This is a genomic window from Mesorhizobium sp. RIZ17, from assembly GCF_051127865.1.
GTDB classification, from domain to species: Bacteria; Pseudomonadota; Alphaproteobacteria; order Rhizobiales; family Rhizobiaceae; genus Mesorhizobium; species Mesorhizobium humile.
On sequence record NZ_CP147861.1, the window covers coordinates 61,210 to 77,913 of the forward strand.

Sequence of the window (16,704 nt, forward strand, 5' to 3'; positions counted from 1 at the left end):
ATGGGAATGCCGATCACGGTCGACATTGGTGGCGCGCGTGCCAGCCTGGTCGATTCCGTCTTCGACTATTTCGAGCAAATCGATCGGCGCTTCAGCACATACAGGACCGACAGCGAGATTTCCGCCATCAACCGGGGCGACGTTCCGGTCAAGGATTGGAGCGGCGAGATGATGGAAGTGCTGGCGCTGGCCGAGCGGACCAGGAACGAGACGGGCGGATATTTCGACATCCGCAGGGCCGACGGTTCGCTTGATCCTTCCGGGATCGTCAAGGGCTGGGCCATCCGCAATGCCGCCGGTATCGTTCGCAAGGCCGGGGCCGGTGATTTCTTCATCGAGGCAGGTGGCGATATTCAGTCTTTAGGCAGGAATGCGTCCGGCGGAGACTGGAGTGTCGGCATCCGCAACCCCTTCAAGATGGATGAGATCATCAAGGTCGTATATCCGCGCGGTCGCGGCGTCGCCACATCCGGCACCTATGCGCGCGGCCAACATATCTACAACCCCCATGAGCCTTCCGACGCCATCTCCGACATCGTCAGCCTGACGGTCGTCGGATCCGACGTGCTTGAAGCCGATCGCTTTGCCACCGCTGCCTTCGCCATGGGCCGGGACGGCATCCTGTTCATCGAGCAGACTCCGGGGCTGGAGGGATATCTCGTCGACATCAACGGCCGCGCCACGCCGACAAGCGGCTTCGGAGACCTTTGCGAACCATGATCAAGGCAGTCGACCGGTTCCTCGATCACCTGACCATGTACCGGCTGGTGCTCAACTATTTGGTGGTGCTTCTGGGCACGGCCTTCGCCTTTGGCTTCGTCAAGCTCGTGCCGCATGATCCGCTTGCACTCGCTTTCACCACCGCCCTGGCAGTCGGCGCCTGCTGGGTCACCAACAAGGCTTTCGCGCTGGTCTTCGAGGTCCCGGCAAACAGCGAATCCGTCTATATCACCGCGCTCATTCTGGCCCTCATCCTCGATCCGGTCGCCGTCACGGACCTGAAGGGTATCGCGGCAGTTGCTTTCGCCTCTGTTTGGGCGATCTCATCGAAATACATCCTGGCCGTTGGTCGAAAACACCTTTTCAATCCAGCGGCCGTCGGCGTGGCACTGTCGGCATTGCTGCTGAACCAGCCCGCCACATGGTGGGTCGGTGGCAACCCCTGGCTGCTTCCCCTGGTGGTGATCGGCGGCATTCTTATTGTCCGAAAGCTGCGTCGCCTGGATCTCGTCGCGACTTTTGTGGCCGTGGCCCTGGTTACCGTCCTGGCAACAACCCAGCCAGCGCAATATGGCACTGCCTTCAAGGAAACGTTGAGCTCGTCACCGCTATTGTTCTTCGCTTTCGTGATGCTGACCGAGCCGCTGACGGCGCCCGCACAGCGATGGCCGCGGGTCGCCTTTGCGGCCATCGTCGGCTTCCTTTTCGCGCCCAACATTCATGTCGGCTCGCTCTATTTCACGCCCGAGCTTGCGCTTCTAGCAGGCAATCTTTTCGCCTATGCGGTCGGTCCGAAAGGTCGCTTCGTGCTGACGTTGGACCGTATCGAGCAAACCGCCGCCGACAGCTACGACTTCATCTTCAGGTCACCGCGAAAGCTTGCCTTCCAGGCAGGCCAGTACCTTGAATGGACGCTTGGCCTCGACCGTTCCGACAATCGCGGTAACCGCCGCTACTTCACCGTCGCCTCATCGCCTACCGAGCAATCGGTACGGCTGGGCGTCAAGTTCTATCCACAATCGAGCGCCTTCAAGCAGGCGCTTGGCAGCATGAAGCCCGGTGCCACGATCCACGCTTCACAACTTGCCGGCGATTTCACGTTGCCGTCCGACCCGAAAACCAAGATCGCGTTCCTGGCGGGCGGCATCGGCATCACGCCGTTCCGTTCGATGTTGCAGTATCTTGTCGATCGCAAGGAAGTGCGGCCGATCGTCGTCCTCTACGGAACAGAGGGACAAGACGACATCGCCTATCGCGACGTGCTTGGCTTGGCGAGACGCGAACTGGGGATAAGGACGTTTCATGCCGTGGCCAAAGGTGCTGAGCGCGGCCAATATCCCGGCTATATCGATGCCCGCCTGGTGCGGCTGACAATGCCCGATTATCTCGAACGCACCTTCTACATTTCCGGCCCACAGGCGATGGTCAAGGCATTGCGCCAGAAGCTCCTGGCCATGGGCGTCAGCCGTTCGAAGATAAAGGTCGACTATTTTCCCGGTTTTGCCTGAGGTCTCAACCATGCCGAGGCAGGTAGATCGTTACCGCCAGACCAGGGCTGGCATTCGCCATTTCGAGGCGGCCGCCATAGGCTTCGACGATATCCGAGACGATCGCCAGGCCGAGACCGCTGCCGCCGCCCTTGCTATCGAGCTGAACGCCACGCAACAACGCCGCATGTCTGGCGGCCTCGGGAATACCCGGCCCATCATCGGCGACCTTGATGATCGTCTCGCCAGCGCTCGCGGATGCGCTTACGTGAACCAGGGATTTCGCGAAGCGCGTCGCGTTTTCCACCAGGTTGCCGAGAATCTCAGATAGATCGCCCTCTTCGACCGGCGCCATGAAATCCTCGGCGGCATCGATCCCGAATGACAGCTGCCTGCCCCTTGGCGTACGTTTGACAACGGCAACGACGCCCTTCGCCACTTCTCGGACAAGGCACGCGGCATCGCCCGAAACGCCAGGCGCCAACCGGGCGCGCGCCAATTCCCGCTCGACGTGGCGGCGAATCGCGCCGGCGCTTTTCTCGATCTCGTCGGCAAGCTCGGTCTCGCCTTTCTTGCGCAGCGCCCGGATATCGGCGGACAGCACCTGCAGGGGCGTCTTGAGGCCGTGCGCCAGGTCAGTGGCGCGCGAGCGCGCGCGAGAGAGGGCTTTCTCCTGGGCGGCGAGCAAGCGATTGATTTCGTCGGCGAGTGGCTGCACTTCGCTTGGCGCGGCCACGTCGAGCCGAGCCTTGCGCAGCGCGATCACGTCTCTGACGGCGACCCGCAGGCCTTCCAATGGCGCCAGACCGACGGTGATCTGGATGAAGAACGCGCCCATCAGGGCAAGCGCGAGCACCATGAGTGCCGGCGCGAGGTCACGGACATATTCGCCTACGGAGACTTCCACATTGCGATGGTCTTCCGCCACGACGGCACGAAACGCCCGCCCGTCGGCATCGGTGATCGTGCGCACAACGGCAACGGTGAGCTCGCCGCCCGGCCCGTTGAGCTCTTCCTTGCGCAGCTCGCCGCCAGCTGCCAGGTCAGGCAAGGCAAGCGTGGCATCCCATAGCGAACGCGATCGAACGAGGTTGTGCGTGGCCAGATCCTCCACTTGCCAGTAGTGCCCGGATAGCGGGCTGGCGAAGCGCTGGTCCGACAGCGTCGAAGCGACCGACAGGCGGCCATCGGCTGCGAAGCTCGTCGCGCCGATCAGCTCGTTGAGGTCGACGGTCAGCTCGCTGACGACCCGCCGCTCGACGTTGAGCTCGAACAGATAGCGCAGGCCGACACCAGCGATGGCAAGCGCAACCACGATCGATATGGCCGCGGCCGACCAAAGCCTGAGGCGGATCGAATTGCGCATCAGCCGGGCCCGTCCGGCACGAAATATCCGAAGCCGCGCCGGGTTTCGATGATATCGCTGCCGAGTTTCCGCCGAAGCCGCGCAACGATAACTTCGATCGTATTCGGGTCGCGATCATGCTCGGAGCTGTAAAGATGTTCCGCCAGTTCAGTCGGCGCAACGACACGGCCTGCATGATGCATCAGGAACGCGAGGAGCCGATACTCAAGCGGCGAAAGCGCCACGGGGATGCCGCGGAGCAAGATGCGCATCTGGCGCGTGTCGAGCAGCAAGGGGCCCGATTTCAGCACCGGAGCCGCCTGCCCGCTCGAACGGCGCAGGATGGCGCGCAATCGCGCCAGCAGTTCCTCCATTTCAAAGGGCTTCGGAAGGTAATCGTCGGCGCCGGCATTGATGCCTTCCACCCGCTCGGTCCACAGTCCCCGCGCCGTCAGGATCAAGACCGGAAAGCGCCGGCCATTGGCACGCCAGCGCTTCAGCACCGTGAGGCCGTCAAGCTTCGGCAATCCCAGATCGAGGATCGCGGCATCGTAGTTCTCGACATCCCCTGCAAACCAGGCCGCTTCGCCATCGCCGACGATATCGACGGCCATGCCCGAGGCCTTCAGGACCGCCGCGATATCGGCCGCGATGCGCGGTTCGTCTTCCGCCACGAGGATCTTCATTTATGGTCACCTTCACTGCGCAAGACGCCGCCGGCGCCGGCATCGACGTCAACGATCCTCCGCCGGCCATCGGCCGCAACCACCTGGAACCTGTAGATCCACTTGTCCCCGGCGCGAATGAGGTCGACCGCGACGATCTCACCGGGGGCCTTGGCGCGGACAATGGCCATGATGTCGGCGAGGCCCTCGATCTCGCCGCGCTCATGGAGATCGCGCGCCCGATCGTGGTCATCATCGTCATCCTGTGCCCTGACGACCAGCGGCGAGGCCAACACGAGCGCGGCCACCCCCAGAGCCGCCAGGCGTATCAAAGCGGTTTTCATGGAGGAGAGCTGTCGCATGCCGAAGCTGTCAAAACGCTGTCAGTCATCGTCAGCCGGCGGCAAGCAGAAGGCCTCTATCAAGGCCATCGCGCCCGATGACGGGTGTGCGAAGAAGGATACGAAAAACCATGCGCAATCTCCCTGTCCTGCTCGTCTCCCTTGGGGGGCTCACCGCTTTTTCCCTACCTGCCGCCGCGGAATCCATCCAGACATCATGCGCGGCCGCGTCGACCACTGCGACAACCATCGACCTCCAGGCCATCCCCATGATGAGCACCACCGGGCCTAAGTCCGTCGAAGGCGTCGGCGATGACGAGTGTGACGGCGGCAAATCCGCGTCCGGCGCTCGTGCCGGTCACCAAGACGAGGAATTCGGCGACAGCGACGATTGATCGACACTTGAGCTCCATACCTGCCCTCATTCCCCGGAGACATTTCGGATGCCCGCGATTCAGCACGTCCATCCCATTCTGGTGCATTTCCCCATCGTGCTCATCTACACGCTCGTGATCATCGATCTTGCCGCGCTTGGCGGCAGAAATGCCATAACGATGCGATCAGGCGTAGGAACGATATCCACCTTTGTCGCCGTCGCCGCCGGATTGTTCGCCATCGCCACCTGGCTCTTCGGCGGCATGGCCCTCGATTACGCCGAGGCTGCCGGTTTCAGCAGCGAGATAGCGGAGATGCATGAGAGCTTGGGCACGATCAGCGCCTTCACCTTTCTGACCTGGGGCGTCATCCGGCTCGCATTGTGGGCACGAAATCGCGAACTGGGAACGTTGGCTCTCGCCATTCCCGCCGTTGAAATAGCCGGCGCGGCCCTGGTCACGATAACTGGCTACTATGGGGGCCAGCTTGTCTATGACCTCGGCGTGAACGTCACCAAGACCGCCATCGGAGGCTGACACCGGAATGCTCTCCCTTGCTTGCCGGCTTCCCACCTGGTTCAGCCGGCCAAGCGGACCGATTTGCTTGTGGCCCGGTCCCGGTGTGGATTCTCTCGTCCGCGCCGGCTGCCGTTTCCGCGGTCGAAGAGCCAATGCTTGGTCAACTCAGACACAAGAACATATGTAGCCGTGATCGCGAGCAATCCCAAAAGCACAGGCAGGGGCAAAGGCACCATGGCCAACCAATTTGCGACGGGCGTGTAGGGAATCGCTATAGCGATACCGCCAACCGTTAATGCGAGCGCTGCGAGCAACCGGCTGGGGCGGCTCGTCCAGAAGGTTTTCCGGGTACGAATGACGAGCAGGATCAAGAGCTGCGTCAGCAGGGATTCCACAAACCAGCCGGTCTGAAATGTCGAGGCCCCTGCGTGCACCACGTATAGGAGGAAGGCAAACGTCAAAAAGTCAAAGAGCGAGCTGACGAGCCCGAAGCTGATCATGAACCGTCTGACGAAATGAATATCCCAATGACGGGGGCGTCGGAGTTGATCCGGATCGACGTTGTCACTCGCGATCGCGAGCGCGGGGATATCCGCCAGAAAGTTGTTCAGCAGGATCTGCTTGGCCAGCAGCGGCAGAAACGGCAGGTAGAGGGACGCGGCCGCCATGCTGATCATGTTGCCGAAGTTCGCGCTGGTCGTGATGGAGATGTATTTCATCGTGTTGGCGAATGTTCTGCGACCGTCGTCAACGCCCTTGACGAGAACGCCCAGGTCGCGTTTGAGCAGGATGATGTCCGCGGCCTCGCGGGCCACGTCGACAGCCGTATCGACCGAGATGCCAATGTCGGCCTCATGAAGCGCCGGCGCGTCGTTGATGCCGTCGCCGAGATAGCCGACGACGTGTCCGCTGCGGCGCAGCGCCTCGACAATGCGCTCCTTCTGGTTCGGATCGATCTCGACGAAAAGATCGGTCTTGCGCACGCCGGCGAGAAGGCCGTTTTTCGTCAGCTTCGAGAGATCTTCGCCGGTCATGATCCTGTCGGATCGGAGGCCTACAGCGTCGGCCAGATGCGCCGCCACGTAGCGGTTGTCGCCGGAAATGACTTTTACCCCGATGCCTCGATCGACGAGCGCCGACAGTGTCTCCCGCACTCCCTCCTTTGGCGGATCGAGAAAGAGCAGGAACCCCGCGAACGCCATTTCGGTCTCGTCGTCGCGGCTGAAGCCAGCCTTGTTGCGAAAGCGTCGGATCGCAAGGCCAAGAACTCGATATCCTTGTGCACTCCAGCGTCGGAATTTCTCATCGACAGCCTCGCGCTCCGACAAGTCCAGGGATTTCAAACCGTGCGGCCCCTGCACGAAGGAACACGCATCGAGAACGTTCTGGATGGCTCCCTTGGTGATGAGTGTCTGTTCGCGCGCCTCGTCCCGAACAGCCACCGACAACCGCTTGCGAACAAAATCGTATGGGATCTCGTCGATCTTGGTGAAATGGGACAGATCTTCCTGGCCAGGCTGCGCTGTCGTTATTGCTTCGTCCAAAGGGTTCTTCAATCCGGTCTGCAGCGTAGCGTTGAGCCGTGCCCAAAGCAGGACTTCATTCGAAGGATTGCCCTCGACGTCGAACGATCCGTCGAGGTGAATGACGCCTTCCGTCAGCGTTCCGGTCTTGTCCGTGCACAGCAAGTCCATGCTGCCGAGATTCTCGATCGCATCCAGACGGCGCACGATGACACCGCTGGCAGCCATGGTCCGTGCGCCCCTCGCCAGGGTGACGCTGATGATTGCGGGAAGCAGTTCGGGTGTCAGGCCAACCGCGAGGGCGAGCGAAAACAGCAGCGACTCTATCAACGGCCGCTCGAGCGTCACGTTGGCGAAGAACACCAGGACGACGATCACAAGCATGATCTCGGTCATCAGATATCCGAACATTCTGATGCCGCGCGCGAATTCGGTCTCCGGGATGCGTCGCTTCAGGGCCTCGGCGATCGATGCGAACTCAGTCTGGGTTCCAGTGGCAACGGCAAGCACCTTTGCCGTTCCACTGCGGACCGACGTGCCGGTGAAGACCGCATTTGTCCGCTGCGCAATGCCGGCATCGGGCGCCGACTGGCCAGCGGACTTCACAACGGGAAAGGTCTCGCCGGTAAGAACAGATTCGCTGACATTGAAATCCCGCGACTCCAGGATCACACCGTCAACGGGGATGAGATTGCCGGCTGACAGGCAGACGACGTCGCCGGGAACGATAGTCTCGACATCCACACTTCGCTCGAAGCCATCCCGAAGCACGGTGGTCTTGCGGGAGATACGCTGCTGCAGCACCTCCATGGCGCGGGAAGCGCCATATTCCTGCGTGAAGCTGAGAACACAGCTGGCAAGCACGATAGCGCCGATGATCGCGGCCTCGTGACCCTCGCCGACGAACACCGAAACCACGGCGGCAAAGACAAGGATAAGGACCAGTGGGCTGCGAAACTGGCGAACGAAGACAGCGAATGCAGATCCGCTTGAGCGCTGGGTCAGCGCGTTTCGCCCGAATTTGGCAAGCCGGGTCGCTGCATCGACGCTCAAAAGACCAGAGGTAGAGGTCTCCAACTGCTGGACCAACTGATCTGTCCCGAACGACCAGTAGGCGTGCTCGACAGCGCCAGCTCTCCAGCGATCGATCAATTGCTGTCCGGTTGCCCCGGCTGACGGCCGGTCCTTGTCGTCTGCCGAACGGGTCGCCATCGCCGGCACATCAATTCGACAGCAGGCGAGTAATGCCGCTTTGGCCGATCAGCGAGCGCGTGACGCCACCGAAGGCCCATTCCCTCAATCGGCTGTGCCCGTAGGCGCCGGAAACGATCAGATCGGCATGGATCGAGCGTGCAAATGCGACCAGCCTGTCACCGTCCGCGTCCCCTGCGATCACCTCGGTTCGTGTGGTGATGCCATGCTGCTCCAAAAATACCGCGACGTCGGCCAGGCTGTTTCGAACATCCTCGCTCGAGTGAGGTTCCATGCTGGCGACAACCACTTCATTGGCCGTGACCAGGAATGGCAAGGAGTCCGACAAGGCTCTTCGCGCTTCCCTACCGTCCTTCCAGGCGACCAGCACGGTCTTTCCAAGGAGGTGTTCGGCATTCTCAGCGGCGATAAGCACCGGGCGGCCGACGCCGAGCACGAGGCCACCGATATCGACGGCGCGGAAGACATCCTCGCCGCCGTTCGCAGTCACGATAAGATCGGCCGAACGCGCCGCCACGCCCAGGGCGCGGGTCGGACCGCAAATATGTTGCGTCCATTCGTTGCTGATCGAGGAGGGAACAAGCTCCTCGAAAATGTCGCGCAATTCGGCAAGGCGCTTCTCGATCTCGGTGCGCTGGATCTGCATGACCTCGCCTTCGTAGACCAGGCCTTCACCCGTGGCCACCAAAGGCGGGACGTCCGCTGCCGCCAGGCCGATGAGGTGGGCATCGAAACGCTTCGCCAGTTCGGCCGCAAGCTTCACAATTGGCGCGGGTTTCGTGTCGACGGCCAAGTTGACGACGATCGTTCTGTAGGACATGCGGGCACCTCGCTGGAGACGCGTAATGTCCCGTCATTTGCACTCTGCGGGGATGCAATGCCTTGATACCGATCAAATCGTCACGCGATCGTTTGGCGGGCCGGCGGATCAGTGCTAGATCAGCGGCTGATGCTGTTCCTCGATCCGGAGACTGCTTCGTGAGCAACAAGAGGCAAGCTTCGCCCGAGACCGCTGCCAAACCCGCTCCGCCGGACGGCAAACCGCTGGAGCACGACAATCAGCCGGAGCATGAGCTTCTTGCGCTGATGTTCGATCAGGCTCCGGGCTTCATGACGCTGCTCAGCGAGCCGGACCATGTTTTTCAATTGACCAATGCCGCTTACCAGCGCCTGATCGGTCACCGGCAGGTTATCGGCAAGCCAGTTCGGGAAGCCCTGCCGGAACTTGAGGGTCAGGGGTACTTCGAATTGCTCGATCGCGTGAGCGACACCGGCGAGCCTTATGTTGGCCGCAACGCCAAAATCATCCTGCACAACGCTGAAACTGGCCTCGCGGAAGAACGCATACTGGACTTCGTCTATCAACCCATCAGAGCCGAGAATGGCAGGATCACTGCTATCTTCGTTCAAGGCACCGACGTCAGCGACCTGTCGTTCGCCAATGCTTCGCTGCAATTGCGTGAGGACCACTTGCGCTCGATCCTGGCGACCGTGCCGGATGCAATGATCGTCATCGACGAAAGCGCGAACATCCAATCCTTCAGTACGGCGGCCGAGACATTGTTCGGCTACAAGGCCGGCGAAGTCATTGGTCAAAACGTCAGGATGCTGATGCCCTCACCATATCGGGAAGAGCACGACACATACCTGCAGCGTTACCTCACGACGGGAGAACGCCGCATTATCGGACTCGGCCGTACGGTAACTGGGTTGCGCAAGGACGGGTCGACCTTTCCGATGGAACTAGCCGTCGGCGAAATGCATCCGGGAACGGGCCGTTTCTTTACGGGCTTCTGTCGCGACCTGACCGAGCGCCATAGAACGGAAGCGAGGATGCAGGAACAACAGCAGGAACTGCTTCATATGGCAAGGTTCACGGCGCTCGGCGAAATGGCCTCGACATTGGCGCATGAAATCAATCAGCCGCTGACGGCCATCACCAACTACCTCAAAGGCAGCCGCCGTCTGCTCGAGAAGAGCAACGACGAGAACGCCGCAATGTTGCGAGAGGCTGTCGAAAAGGCTGCAGAGCAGGCCTTGCGTGCCGGCGACGTCATTCGTCGTCTCAGGGATTTCGTCGCCAGGGGCGAAAGCGAGCGCCAAGTCGAACGCCTGCCAACACTTATCGAAGACGCTTCATCGCTCGCTCTGGTTGGCGCAAGGGAGGCCAATGTCCGCGTCACCTACGATCTCGATCCGGCGGCCGAGCTCGTTCTGACCGATCGAATCCAGATCGAGCAGGTTTTGCTGAACCTTATGAGAAACGCCGTGGAGGCCATGCAGGGCGCGTCGCGCCGGGAGCTGCGCGTCTCTACCACCGCTCGGCATGACGGGATGGCGGAGGTTGGCGTGGTCGACACCGGTCCGGGGCTGGCGCCGGAGGTTTCGGCCCAGCTTTTCCAGCCCTTCGTCACCACGAAAAAGCAGGGGATGGGCGTGGGGCTGTCTATTTGTCGCACTATCGTCGAGTCGCACGGTGGTCATATCTGGGCAGAGTCGATGCCAGGCGGCGGAACCGCCTTCCGCTTCACTTTGCGCGCGGTGGAAAAGGAAGAGGTCGCCAGTGGTCAGTGATGTCGTGCATGTTGTCGACGACGATGTCGACGTCCGCAAATCGCTGGGCTTTCTTCTCGCGACAGCCGACTTTGCCGTGCGACTCCACGAGTCGGCAACCGCATTTCTGGCGACAGAGCCGAAGGAGGTCGAGGGCTGCATCGTCACCGACGTGCGCATGCCTGGTATAGACGGCATCGAGTTCCTGCGGCAACTGAAGTCCCGCGGTTTGAACGTGCCGGTGATTGTGATGACCGGGCACGCCGATGTCGCGCTGGCCGTCCAGGCGATGAAGGAGGGCGCCGCCGACTTCATCGAAAAGCCCTTCGACGATCAGGTTCTCATCGACGCGCTGCGTTCGGCCCTGGACAACCGCAGCCAGCCTGTCGCCGCGCACCCGCAATCAACTGAGATCCGGAAGAACCTTGCCACTCTGTCGGAGCGCGAGCGCCAGGTGCTCGACGGGCTTGTTTCCGGATTACCGAACAAGACGATTGCCTACGATCTCGGGATCAGCCCGCGCACGGTTGAAATCCATCGTGCCAATGTCATGAGCAAGATGGGTGCCGGCAGCCTCTCGCACCTTGTGCGCATGGCGTTGATAGCCGAGCCCAAGCATTAAGGTAGGTCGCACTGGTGGTTGATGTTGCGCTTTGAGGCAACCCTCAGGACAGGTCTCGCAGCAAGCTCGCCCGCCGCTCTCTTGGATTCCAGTCTCGCCAGTGGGTCGGCCTGATGTCGACACGAACGTGCGTAGCGACGTCCACCCACCCTTCCCGACCCCTTTCGCAAGGAAAAACAAGCGCGTGCAGGCCATCCTCATCCAGAACGGCTAGTTCGAGGCTTCGGCCAAAGGGGGCGCTTGCTATTGGATTCCACATCCGGTCATCGTGGATCGAGACGCCGACGATCGCTTTGATTTGAATCAGTTTTCGCAGGGATATTCGCGGCGAAAACAGCTCGTTCTGAGTTCGAAGCGCAAATTGATGTGGCTCAAAGCTGAGCCCTGCAAGCCGAGTATGGTGACGTTCGAGGGACGAGACCTGCCGCGACCGGTGGCGGGTGTCCGGCACAAGGAGTCCACCATGAATTACCAGCGGTTCTTCGAAGATGCGATCGACCAGCTCCACGCCGAGCGTCGCTACCGCGTTTTCGCCGACCTCGAGCGCATCGTTGGCAAGTTCCCGCGCGCCATCTGGCGTTCCAACGGCCGCGCCCAGGAAATCACCGTATGGTGCTCCAACGACTATCTCGGCATGGGCCAGAACGCGGATGTGATTGCCGCCTTCCAGAACGCGGCAGGCCGGATGGGTTCGGGCGCCGGCGGCACCCGCAACATCTCCGGCACCTCCAACCCGCTGGTCGAGCTCGAGCATGAGCTCGCCGACCTGCACGACAAGGAAGCGGCCCTGGTCTTCACCTCCGGCTTCGTCTCCAACGAGGCCTCGATCTCGACCATCGCCAGGCTTTTGCCCAACTGCCTGATCATCTCGGACGAGCTCAACCATGCCTCGATGATCGAAGGCGTGCGCCGCTCGGGCGCGGAAAAGAAGATCTTCCGCCACAATGACGTCGCGCATCTGGAAAGCCTCTTGCAGGCGGCCGGCCGCGAGCGCGCCAAGCTGATCGTCTTCGAGAGCGTCTATTCGATGGACGGCGACATCGCACCGATCAGGCAGATCGTCGAGCTCGCCGAACGCTACAACGCCATGACCTATATCGACGAGGTCCATGCGGTGGGCATGTACGGGCCGCGCGGCGGCGGCATCACCGAGCGCGAGGGCCTGGCCGACCGCATCGACGTCATCCAGGGCACGCTGGCCAAGGCGTTCGGCACGCTGGGCGGCTACATCACCGGCACGAGCGCGGTGATCGACGCGGTTCGCTCCTATGCGCCGGGCTTCATCTTCACGACCGCGCTGCCGCCGGCGATCGCCGCCGCCACCACCGCCTCCATCCGTCACCTCAAGCGCTCGCAGGCCGAGCGCGACGCACAGCAGCGCCAGGCAGCCAGGACCAAGCAGGTGCTTGCCGCCGCCGGCCTGCCGGTGATGGAATCGGCCACCCACATCGTGCCGGTGCTGGTCGGCGACCCCGAGCTTTGCAAGATGGCGAGCGACCGCCTGCTTGGCGTGCACGGCATCTACATCCAGCCGATCAACTACCCGACGGTGCCGCGCGGCACCGAGCGGCTGCGCATCACGCCGACGCCGTTCCATTCGGACGCGCTGATCGCCGAATTGCAGGACGCGCTGGTCGAGACCTGGGATGCGCTGGGCATCCCCTATGCCGGCTCCGGCCGTCCCGCCGTCGCCAAGACCGACCGGATCATTCCGCTCCTGGTGAACAAGGCAGGTGGGTGAAAACCACAGGACGCCGAACTTGATCCCGCGCAACGCGTGTGGATCTCCGCAGACTTGAGAGCCAACGACGATGACCCACTCGGTTTCGCACGCTTCCATCCAACATGCCGCCGACCAGGCGCAGCAATGGGTGAACGAGCTCGCCAGAGATCTGAGCTGGAACGAGCAGAGCGCGTTCCGATTGTTGGAAGCGGTCCTGCACACTTTGCGCGACTGGCTCTCCCGGAAGTCGCTCCGTCAATTGTGGCCGGAGAATTGACCTATGTTCCGCGATCGCCAGGAAGCCGGACAGATGCTCGCATTCGAGCTCGCCAAACTGACCCTGCAAGATCCGATAGTCATGGCTTTGCCGCGAGGCGGCGTTCCCATCGCAGTTGAGGTCGCCAAGACCCTCCAGACACGACTCGATCTGATCCTCGTCCGCAAAGTCGGAGCGCCGGGAAACCCCGAGCTGGCGGTCGCGGCCATCGTCGACGGGGATCCCCCGGACGTTGTTCTCAATCGGGAGATCGTTGAAACCTATGGGCTGGGCGACGATGCGCTCCGGGCGCGGATTGCGAACGAGCGTCCGGAATTGGCGCGCCTGCGCATGGCGTATCGCGGCGGCGAGGCACCTTTGCCAGTCGACGGCAAAACCGTGATCCTCGTTGACGACGGGGCTGCTACGGGCACGACAATGAAAGCTGCCATCAGGGCGCTGAAGCGACGCTCGCCGCGAAAGATCATCGCTGCGCTTCCGGTGTCGCCCCCAGATACCGCGACCGAGCTGGCTCAGGAAGCCGATCTGGTCATCTGCCTGAGTCAGCCGGCTCGTTTCCGCGCGCTGAGTTATTACTACATGAGCTTCCCACAGCTGACGGATCGGGATGTTCTGGATGCCATGAATATGGTCGCGCAGTCGGGACCAGTCGCTGGCAGCGGCAACGGAAAACAGCCCGCCGCGCGCTCCGCCAGAGCACGACGAGAGGCAGACACCAAGGAATAGGCGTCATGCACATTCGGACGCTTTCCTTGCAAGGGCGGGACACGCTCAAGCCGGCATCGATCGTGATCAATCGGTGCCGGTTGTCACGCTGGTCCGAGCGCCCTCCCCGCAACCCGGCATCGAAGCTTTGACCCTGATCAAGGCGAAGGAAGATATTGGCGGCAACAAAGTCGATGGGGGAAGAAGTGCAAAGCGAGGGATAAAGATGAAGGAACTGCCGCTTGCCGAAGTGTATCGGCTCATCGAGCCCGGTCCGGTCGTCCTGCTGACGACGAGGTCCAAGCGAGGCCGCGCGAATGTCATGGCTATGTCCTGGCACATGATGGTGCAAATTGCGCCGCCGACGATTGCCTGCATCGTGTCGAGCGGCGACTTCTCGTTGTTCGCCTTGCGTCAGACAAGGGAGTGCGTGATAGCAGTGCCTCCCGTGGGATTGGCGGACAAGGTCGTCAAGGTCGGCAATTGCTCTGGCCGCGACACGGACAAGTTCGCAACGGCCTGGCTGACACCGTTGCCCGCCGAGCGGGTGTCGGCGCCGCTGGTGGCCGAATGTTTCGCCAATCTCGAATGTCGCGTCGTCGATACGCGCATGGCCAACAGGTACAATCTATTCGTTCTGGAAGTCCTCAAAGCCTGGATCGATCCGGCACAACCGAAGCCGAAAACAATCCATCACGTTGGAAACGGTGCCTTTACGGTGGACGGCGAAGTGATCCATTTCGAGTCTCGGATACCTTGATGGTCCGATGCCGCGACATTGATCCTCATCAATCGGCTGATGTCGAGTTGAAGCCAGCTGAATGCATGCAGCTGAGATTCACTTGCCGAAGGGTGTGAGACAGCGTTGGAGATGGCCGATCGACATGTCCCTGATTATGTCCACGGCGGCGACAGGCGGGAGGAAACCCACCGGTGCAAAATGCGCGTCGCGCCAGGCGCTGATGGCCAAACAAACGGTTATGCTTGGTGGATCTCGTGGATCAGAACACGCAGTTGACCGAGACCATCAAGGCTCTCACCGAGCGTGTCGAGGCATTGACGACCGAGCTTCACAGGCGATTGATCGACGCGGCGACCTGAAAGAAAGATCGCACGCTTTCCATTTGCGCCTGGCTTGGCAGAGCGTCGACTAAAGCATGTCTCCCGAAAGTGGGCCCGGTTTCGGGACAAAGACATGCTTAAAATCAAAAACTTAAAGCAGGTCGCGTGAATTCTTTTTCACGCGACCTGCTTTAGGTCGACGCCAAGTACCGGTCCAGGTGGTCGGCCGTCTCACGTCCTCCCGCACGAAGACCCCGGATCGGGCGACCCGGGGTCTTCGCGGAGGGGTTATTTGTTCAATTTCGCCTGCAGCGCGTTGACGTCATCCGTCGTCATCTCGCCGTCGGTCGTCACCTTGCCGTCGACGATCTTCCACAGCCGGAATGGCCCGGTGATGTCGCCATATTTGTCGAAGGAAACCGGGCCAATGACGCCTTCATAGCGGATCGGCTTGCCATCCTTGATCAGGCCGAGTGCCTTGGCGAATTCCTCCTTGCCGGCATAGATCGGCGTGCCCGTCGGATCGACCGCCTTGTAGATGGCGTCCTTGATCTTGGCCGGGTCTTCCGAACCGGCGATGGCGATGGCAAGCCCGACAATGGCGCCGGCGTCGTAGGAGCGGTCGGCGGCCGGGTTCGACGGCTCGATGCCGGAGAACTCCTTGTAGTTCTTGTTGAAATAGTCGGTCGACGCGGTAGGGCTGGTGCCGGAGGAGGTGCCATAGGCGTCCTTGAGATAGTCGGCCCCAACGGAATCGATGAAATCGGGGCTGTTCATACCGTCATTGAGCAGGAACTTCTGCACGCCGCCCTGCGAGATCCAGGTGCGCGCAACAGTGGCGCCGTCGACCGGCGTGCTGACGAGGTAAAGCCCGTCCGGTTCGCCGGCCATCGCCGCCGTCACTTCCGAGGCATAGCTCGACTGCTTCTCGTTGTAGGGCGTGTCGGAGACGATGGTGCCGCCGAGCGCCTTATAGGCGCGCGAGAACTCGGCCACCATGTTGGCGCCGAAATCGTTGTTGACGTGGATGATCGACAACTTCTTGAAGCCCTTGTCGATGGCGTATTTGGCGGCGGCCACGCCCTGCAGCGCATCCGAGGTTATGGTGCGGAAGAAGATGCCGTTTGTCTTCCCGTCGCGGCCGAGCGCGGTCAGCGTCGGCGAGGAGGACGCAGGCGACACCTGCACGATCTTGGCCGGCGCGGTCACCGAGGTGAGGATCGGGATCGAGACCGAGGAGATGATGCCGCCGATGATCACAGGCACTTTCTTGACCTGCACGAGCTGGGTCGCGGCGTCGACCGCCACATTGCCCTGGCTCTGGCTGTCGCGCGTGTCGGTCGCGAGATCGCAGCCGCGCACGCCGCCCGCGGCATTCATGTCGCGAAAGGCCATCTCGACCGACTTGGCGCCGGCCTGGCCGTATTCGCCGGCCGGGCCGGTCAGCTCCATGACGAGGCCGACGGTGATCTTGCAATCGGCGGCCTGAGCCGCACCTGCCAGCGCGACGAGAGCAATCGCGCTGGTGAGTTTCAGTATCGTGTTTCTCATTGTTGTTCCCCTTGAGTTACTCGAC

General features: G+C 61.6%; 16 protein-coding genes. 10 read left to right on the forward strand and 6 right to left on the reverse strand.

Annotated features, from left to right (window positions below; translation table 11 throughout):
- Positions 1 to 6 precede the first annotated feature (6 nt).
- Both WDX12_RS00325 and WDX12_RS00330 read left to right on the forward strand, forming a co-directional pair.
- The gene (locus WDX12_RS00325; RefSeq protein WP_434723559.1) at positions 7 to 720 is read left to right on the forward strand and encodes an FAD:protein FMN transferase; all 714 of its coding nucleotides are present in this window, start codon (positions 7 to 9) and stop codon (positions 718 to 720) included.
- Positions 717 to 2,228 carry an RnfABCDGE type electron transport complex subunit D gene (locus WDX12_RS00330; protein WP_434723560.1) on the forward strand — a complete coding sequence of 504 codons (1,512 nt, stop codon included), beginning with the start codon at positions 717 to 719 and terminating at the stop codon, positions 2,226 to 2,228. Before WDX12_RS00325 ends, WDX12_RS00330 begins: the two co-directional genes overlap by 4 nt.
- Positions 2,229 to 2,232: 4 nt before the next feature.
- Here WDX12_RS00330 and WDX12_RS00335 read toward each other — a convergent pair whose 3' ends face one another.
- The 3 genes from WDX12_RS00335 to WDX12_RS00345 are packed head-to-tail and all read right to left on the reverse strand — an operon-like array spanning position 2,233 to position 4,579.
- Positions 2,233 to 3,573, reverse strand: coding sequence for an ATP-binding protein (locus tag WDX12_RS00335; protein ID WP_434723561.1), 1,341 nt, complete (start codon positions 3,571 to 3,573; stop codon positions 2,233 to 2,235).
- A complete protein-coding gene (locus tag WDX12_RS00340; RefSeq protein ID WP_320297228.1) occupies positions 3,573 to 4,238 on the reverse strand; it encodes a response regulator transcription factor in 666 nt (221 codons plus the stop codon). Before WDX12_RS00340 ends, WDX12_RS00335 begins: the two co-directional genes overlap by 1 nt.
- Entirely contained in the window at positions 4,235 to 4,579 is a 345-nt protein-coding gene (locus WDX12_RS00345) for a PepSY domain-containing protein (protein ID WP_347349931.1), read from the reverse strand. Before WDX12_RS00345 ends, WDX12_RS00340 begins: the two co-directional genes overlap by 4 nt.
- Positions 4,580 to 4,689: 110 nt before the next feature.
- Here WDX12_RS00345 and WDX12_RS00350 point away from each other — a divergent pair, with 110 nt between their 5' ends.
- On the forward strand, positions 4,690 to 4,953 hold the full coding sequence (locus WDX12_RS00350; protein WP_320297230.1) for a hypothetical protein: 264 nt from the start codon (positions 4,690 to 4,692) through the stop codon (positions 4,951 to 4,953).
- 48 nt (positions 4,954 to 5,001) lie between these two features.
- The gene (locus WDX12_RS00355; protein ID WP_320297231.1) at positions 5,002 to 5,469 is read left to right on the forward strand and encodes a DUF2231 domain-containing protein; all 468 of its coding nucleotides are present in this window, start codon (positions 5,002 to 5,004) and stop codon (positions 5,467 to 5,469) included.
- 41 nt (positions 5,470 to 5,510) lie between these two features.
- Here the strand turns inward: WDX12_RS00355 and mgtA are convergent, their stop codons facing one another.
- Both mgtA and WDX12_RS00365 read right to left on the reverse strand, forming a co-directional pair.
- On the reverse strand, positions 5,511 to 8,186 hold the full coding sequence (mgtA, locus tag WDX12_RS00360) for a magnesium-translocating P-type ATPase (RefSeq protein ID WP_434723562.1): 2,676 nt from the start codon (positions 8,184 to 8,186) through the stop codon (positions 5,511 to 5,513).
- Positions 8,187 to 8,196: 10 nt separating this feature from the next.
- Positions 8,197 to 9,006 (reverse strand): universal stress protein, encoded by an 810-nt coding sequence (locus tag WDX12_RS00365; protein WP_434723563.1) that lies wholly within the window; start codon positions 9,004 to 9,006, stop codon positions 8,197 to 8,199.
- 266 nt (positions 9,007 to 9,272) lie between these two features.
- Here WDX12_RS00365 and WDX12_RS00370 point away from each other — a divergent pair, with 266 nt between their 5' ends.
- The 6 genes from WDX12_RS00370 to WDX12_RS00395 all read left to right on the forward strand — a co-directional run bounded on the left by WDX12_RS00370 (position 9,273) and on the right by WDX12_RS00395 (position 14,826).
- Positions 9,273 to 10,760 carry a PAS domain S-box protein gene (locus tag WDX12_RS00370; RefSeq protein ID WP_434725750.1) on the forward strand — a complete coding sequence of 496 codons (1,488 nt, stop codon included), beginning with the start codon at positions 9,273 to 9,275 and terminating at the stop codon, positions 10,758 to 10,760.
- On the forward strand, positions 10,750 to 11,361 hold the full coding sequence (gene fixJ / locus WDX12_RS00375) for a response regulator FixJ (protein ID WP_434723564.1): 612 nt from the start codon (positions 10,750 to 10,752) through the stop codon (positions 11,359 to 11,361). Before WDX12_RS00370 ends, fixJ begins: the two co-directional genes overlap by 11 nt.
- Before the next feature lie 463 nt (positions 11,362 to 11,824).
- Entirely contained in the window at positions 11,825 to 13,102 is a 1,278-nt protein-coding gene (gene hemA / locus WDX12_RS00380) for a 5-aminolevulinate synthase (protein WP_434723565.1), read from the forward strand.
- Positions 13,103 to 13,172: 70 nt separating this feature from the next.
- The gene (locus tag WDX12_RS00385; RefSeq protein WP_434723566.1) at positions 13,173 to 13,361 is read left to right on the forward strand and encodes a hypothetical protein; all 189 of its coding nucleotides are present in this window, start codon (positions 13,173 to 13,175) and stop codon (positions 13,359 to 13,361) included.
- A 3-nt stretch (positions 13,362 to 13,364) separates the two neighbouring features.
- A complete protein-coding gene (locus tag WDX12_RS00390) occupies positions 13,365 to 14,087 on the forward strand; it encodes a phosphoribosyltransferase (RefSeq protein ID WP_434723567.1) in 723 nt (240 codons plus the stop codon).
- A 205-nt stretch (positions 14,088 to 14,292) separates the two neighbouring features.
- Entirely contained in the window at positions 14,293 to 14,826 is a 534-nt protein-coding gene (locus WDX12_RS00395; RefSeq protein ID WP_320293781.1) for a flavin reductase family protein, read from the forward strand.
- A 590-nt stretch (positions 14,827 to 15,416) separates the two neighbouring features.
- On the opposite strand, the gene WDX12_RS00400 is transcribed toward WDX12_RS00395, so the two are convergent.
- Positions 15,417 to 16,679, reverse strand: a complete 1,263-nt coding sequence (locus WDX12_RS00400) for an ABC transporter substrate-binding protein (RefSeq protein WP_434723568.1) — start codon at positions 16,677 to 16,679, stop codon at positions 15,417 to 15,419.
- Positions 16,680 to 16,704: the final 25 nt, after the last annotated feature.

Coding starts and splice junctions, on each gene's coding strand:
- WDX12_RS00325 (WP_434723559.1), top strand. CDS start 7: ATGCCGATCACGGTCGACATTGGTGGCGCGCGTGCCAGCCTGGTCGAT.
- WDX12_RS00330 (WP_434723560.1), top strand. CDS start 717: ATGATCAAGGCAGTCGACCGGTTCCTCGATCACCTGACCATGTACCGG.
- WDX12_RS00335 (WP_434723561.1), bottom strand. CDS start 3,573: ATGCGCAATTCGATCCGCCTCAGGCTTTGGTCGGCCGCGGCCATATCG.
- WDX12_RS00340 (WP_320297228.1), bottom strand. CDS start 4,238: ATGAAGATCCTCGTGGCGGAAGACGAACCGCGCATCGCGGCCGATATC.
- WDX12_RS00345 (WP_347349931.1), bottom strand. CDS start 4,579: ATGCGACAGCTCTCCTCCATGAAAACCGCTTTGATACGCCTGGCGGCT.
- WDX12_RS00350 (WP_320297230.1), top strand. CDS start 4,690: ATGCGCAATCTCCCTGTCCTGCTCGTCTCCCTTGGGGGGCTCACCGCT.
- WDX12_RS00355 (WP_320297231.1), top strand. CDS start 5,002: ATGCCCGCGATTCAGCACGTCCATCCCATTCTGGTGCATTTCCCCATC.
- mgtA (WP_434723562.1), bottom strand. CDS start 8,186: ATGGCGACCCGTTCGGCAGACGACAAGGACCGGCCGTCAGCCGGGGCA.
- WDX12_RS00365 (WP_434723563.1), bottom strand. CDS start 9,006: ATGTCCTACAGAACGATCGTCGTCAACTTGGCCGTCGACACGAAACCC.
- WDX12_RS00370 (WP_434725750.1), top strand. CDS start 9,273: ATGTTCGATCAGGCTCCGGGCTTCATGACGCTGCTCAGCGAGCCGGAC.
- hemA (WP_434723565.1), top strand. CDS start 11,825: ATGAATTACCAGCGGTTCTTCGAAGATGCGATCGACCAGCTCCACGCC.
- WDX12_RS00385 (WP_434723566.1), top strand. CDS start 13,173: ATGACCCACTCGGTTTCGCACGCTTCCATCCAACATGCCGCCGACCAG.
- WDX12_RS00390 (WP_434723567.1), top strand. CDS start 13,365: ATGTTCCGCGATCGCCAGGAAGCCGGACAGATGCTCGCATTCGAGCTC.
- WDX12_RS00395 (WP_320293781.1), top strand. CDS start 14,293: ATGAAGGAACTGCCGCTTGCCGAAGTGTATCGGCTCATCGAGCCCGGT.
- WDX12_RS00400 (WP_434723568.1), bottom strand. CDS start 16,679: ATGAGAAACACGATACTGAAACTCACCAGCGCGATTGCTCTCGTCGCG.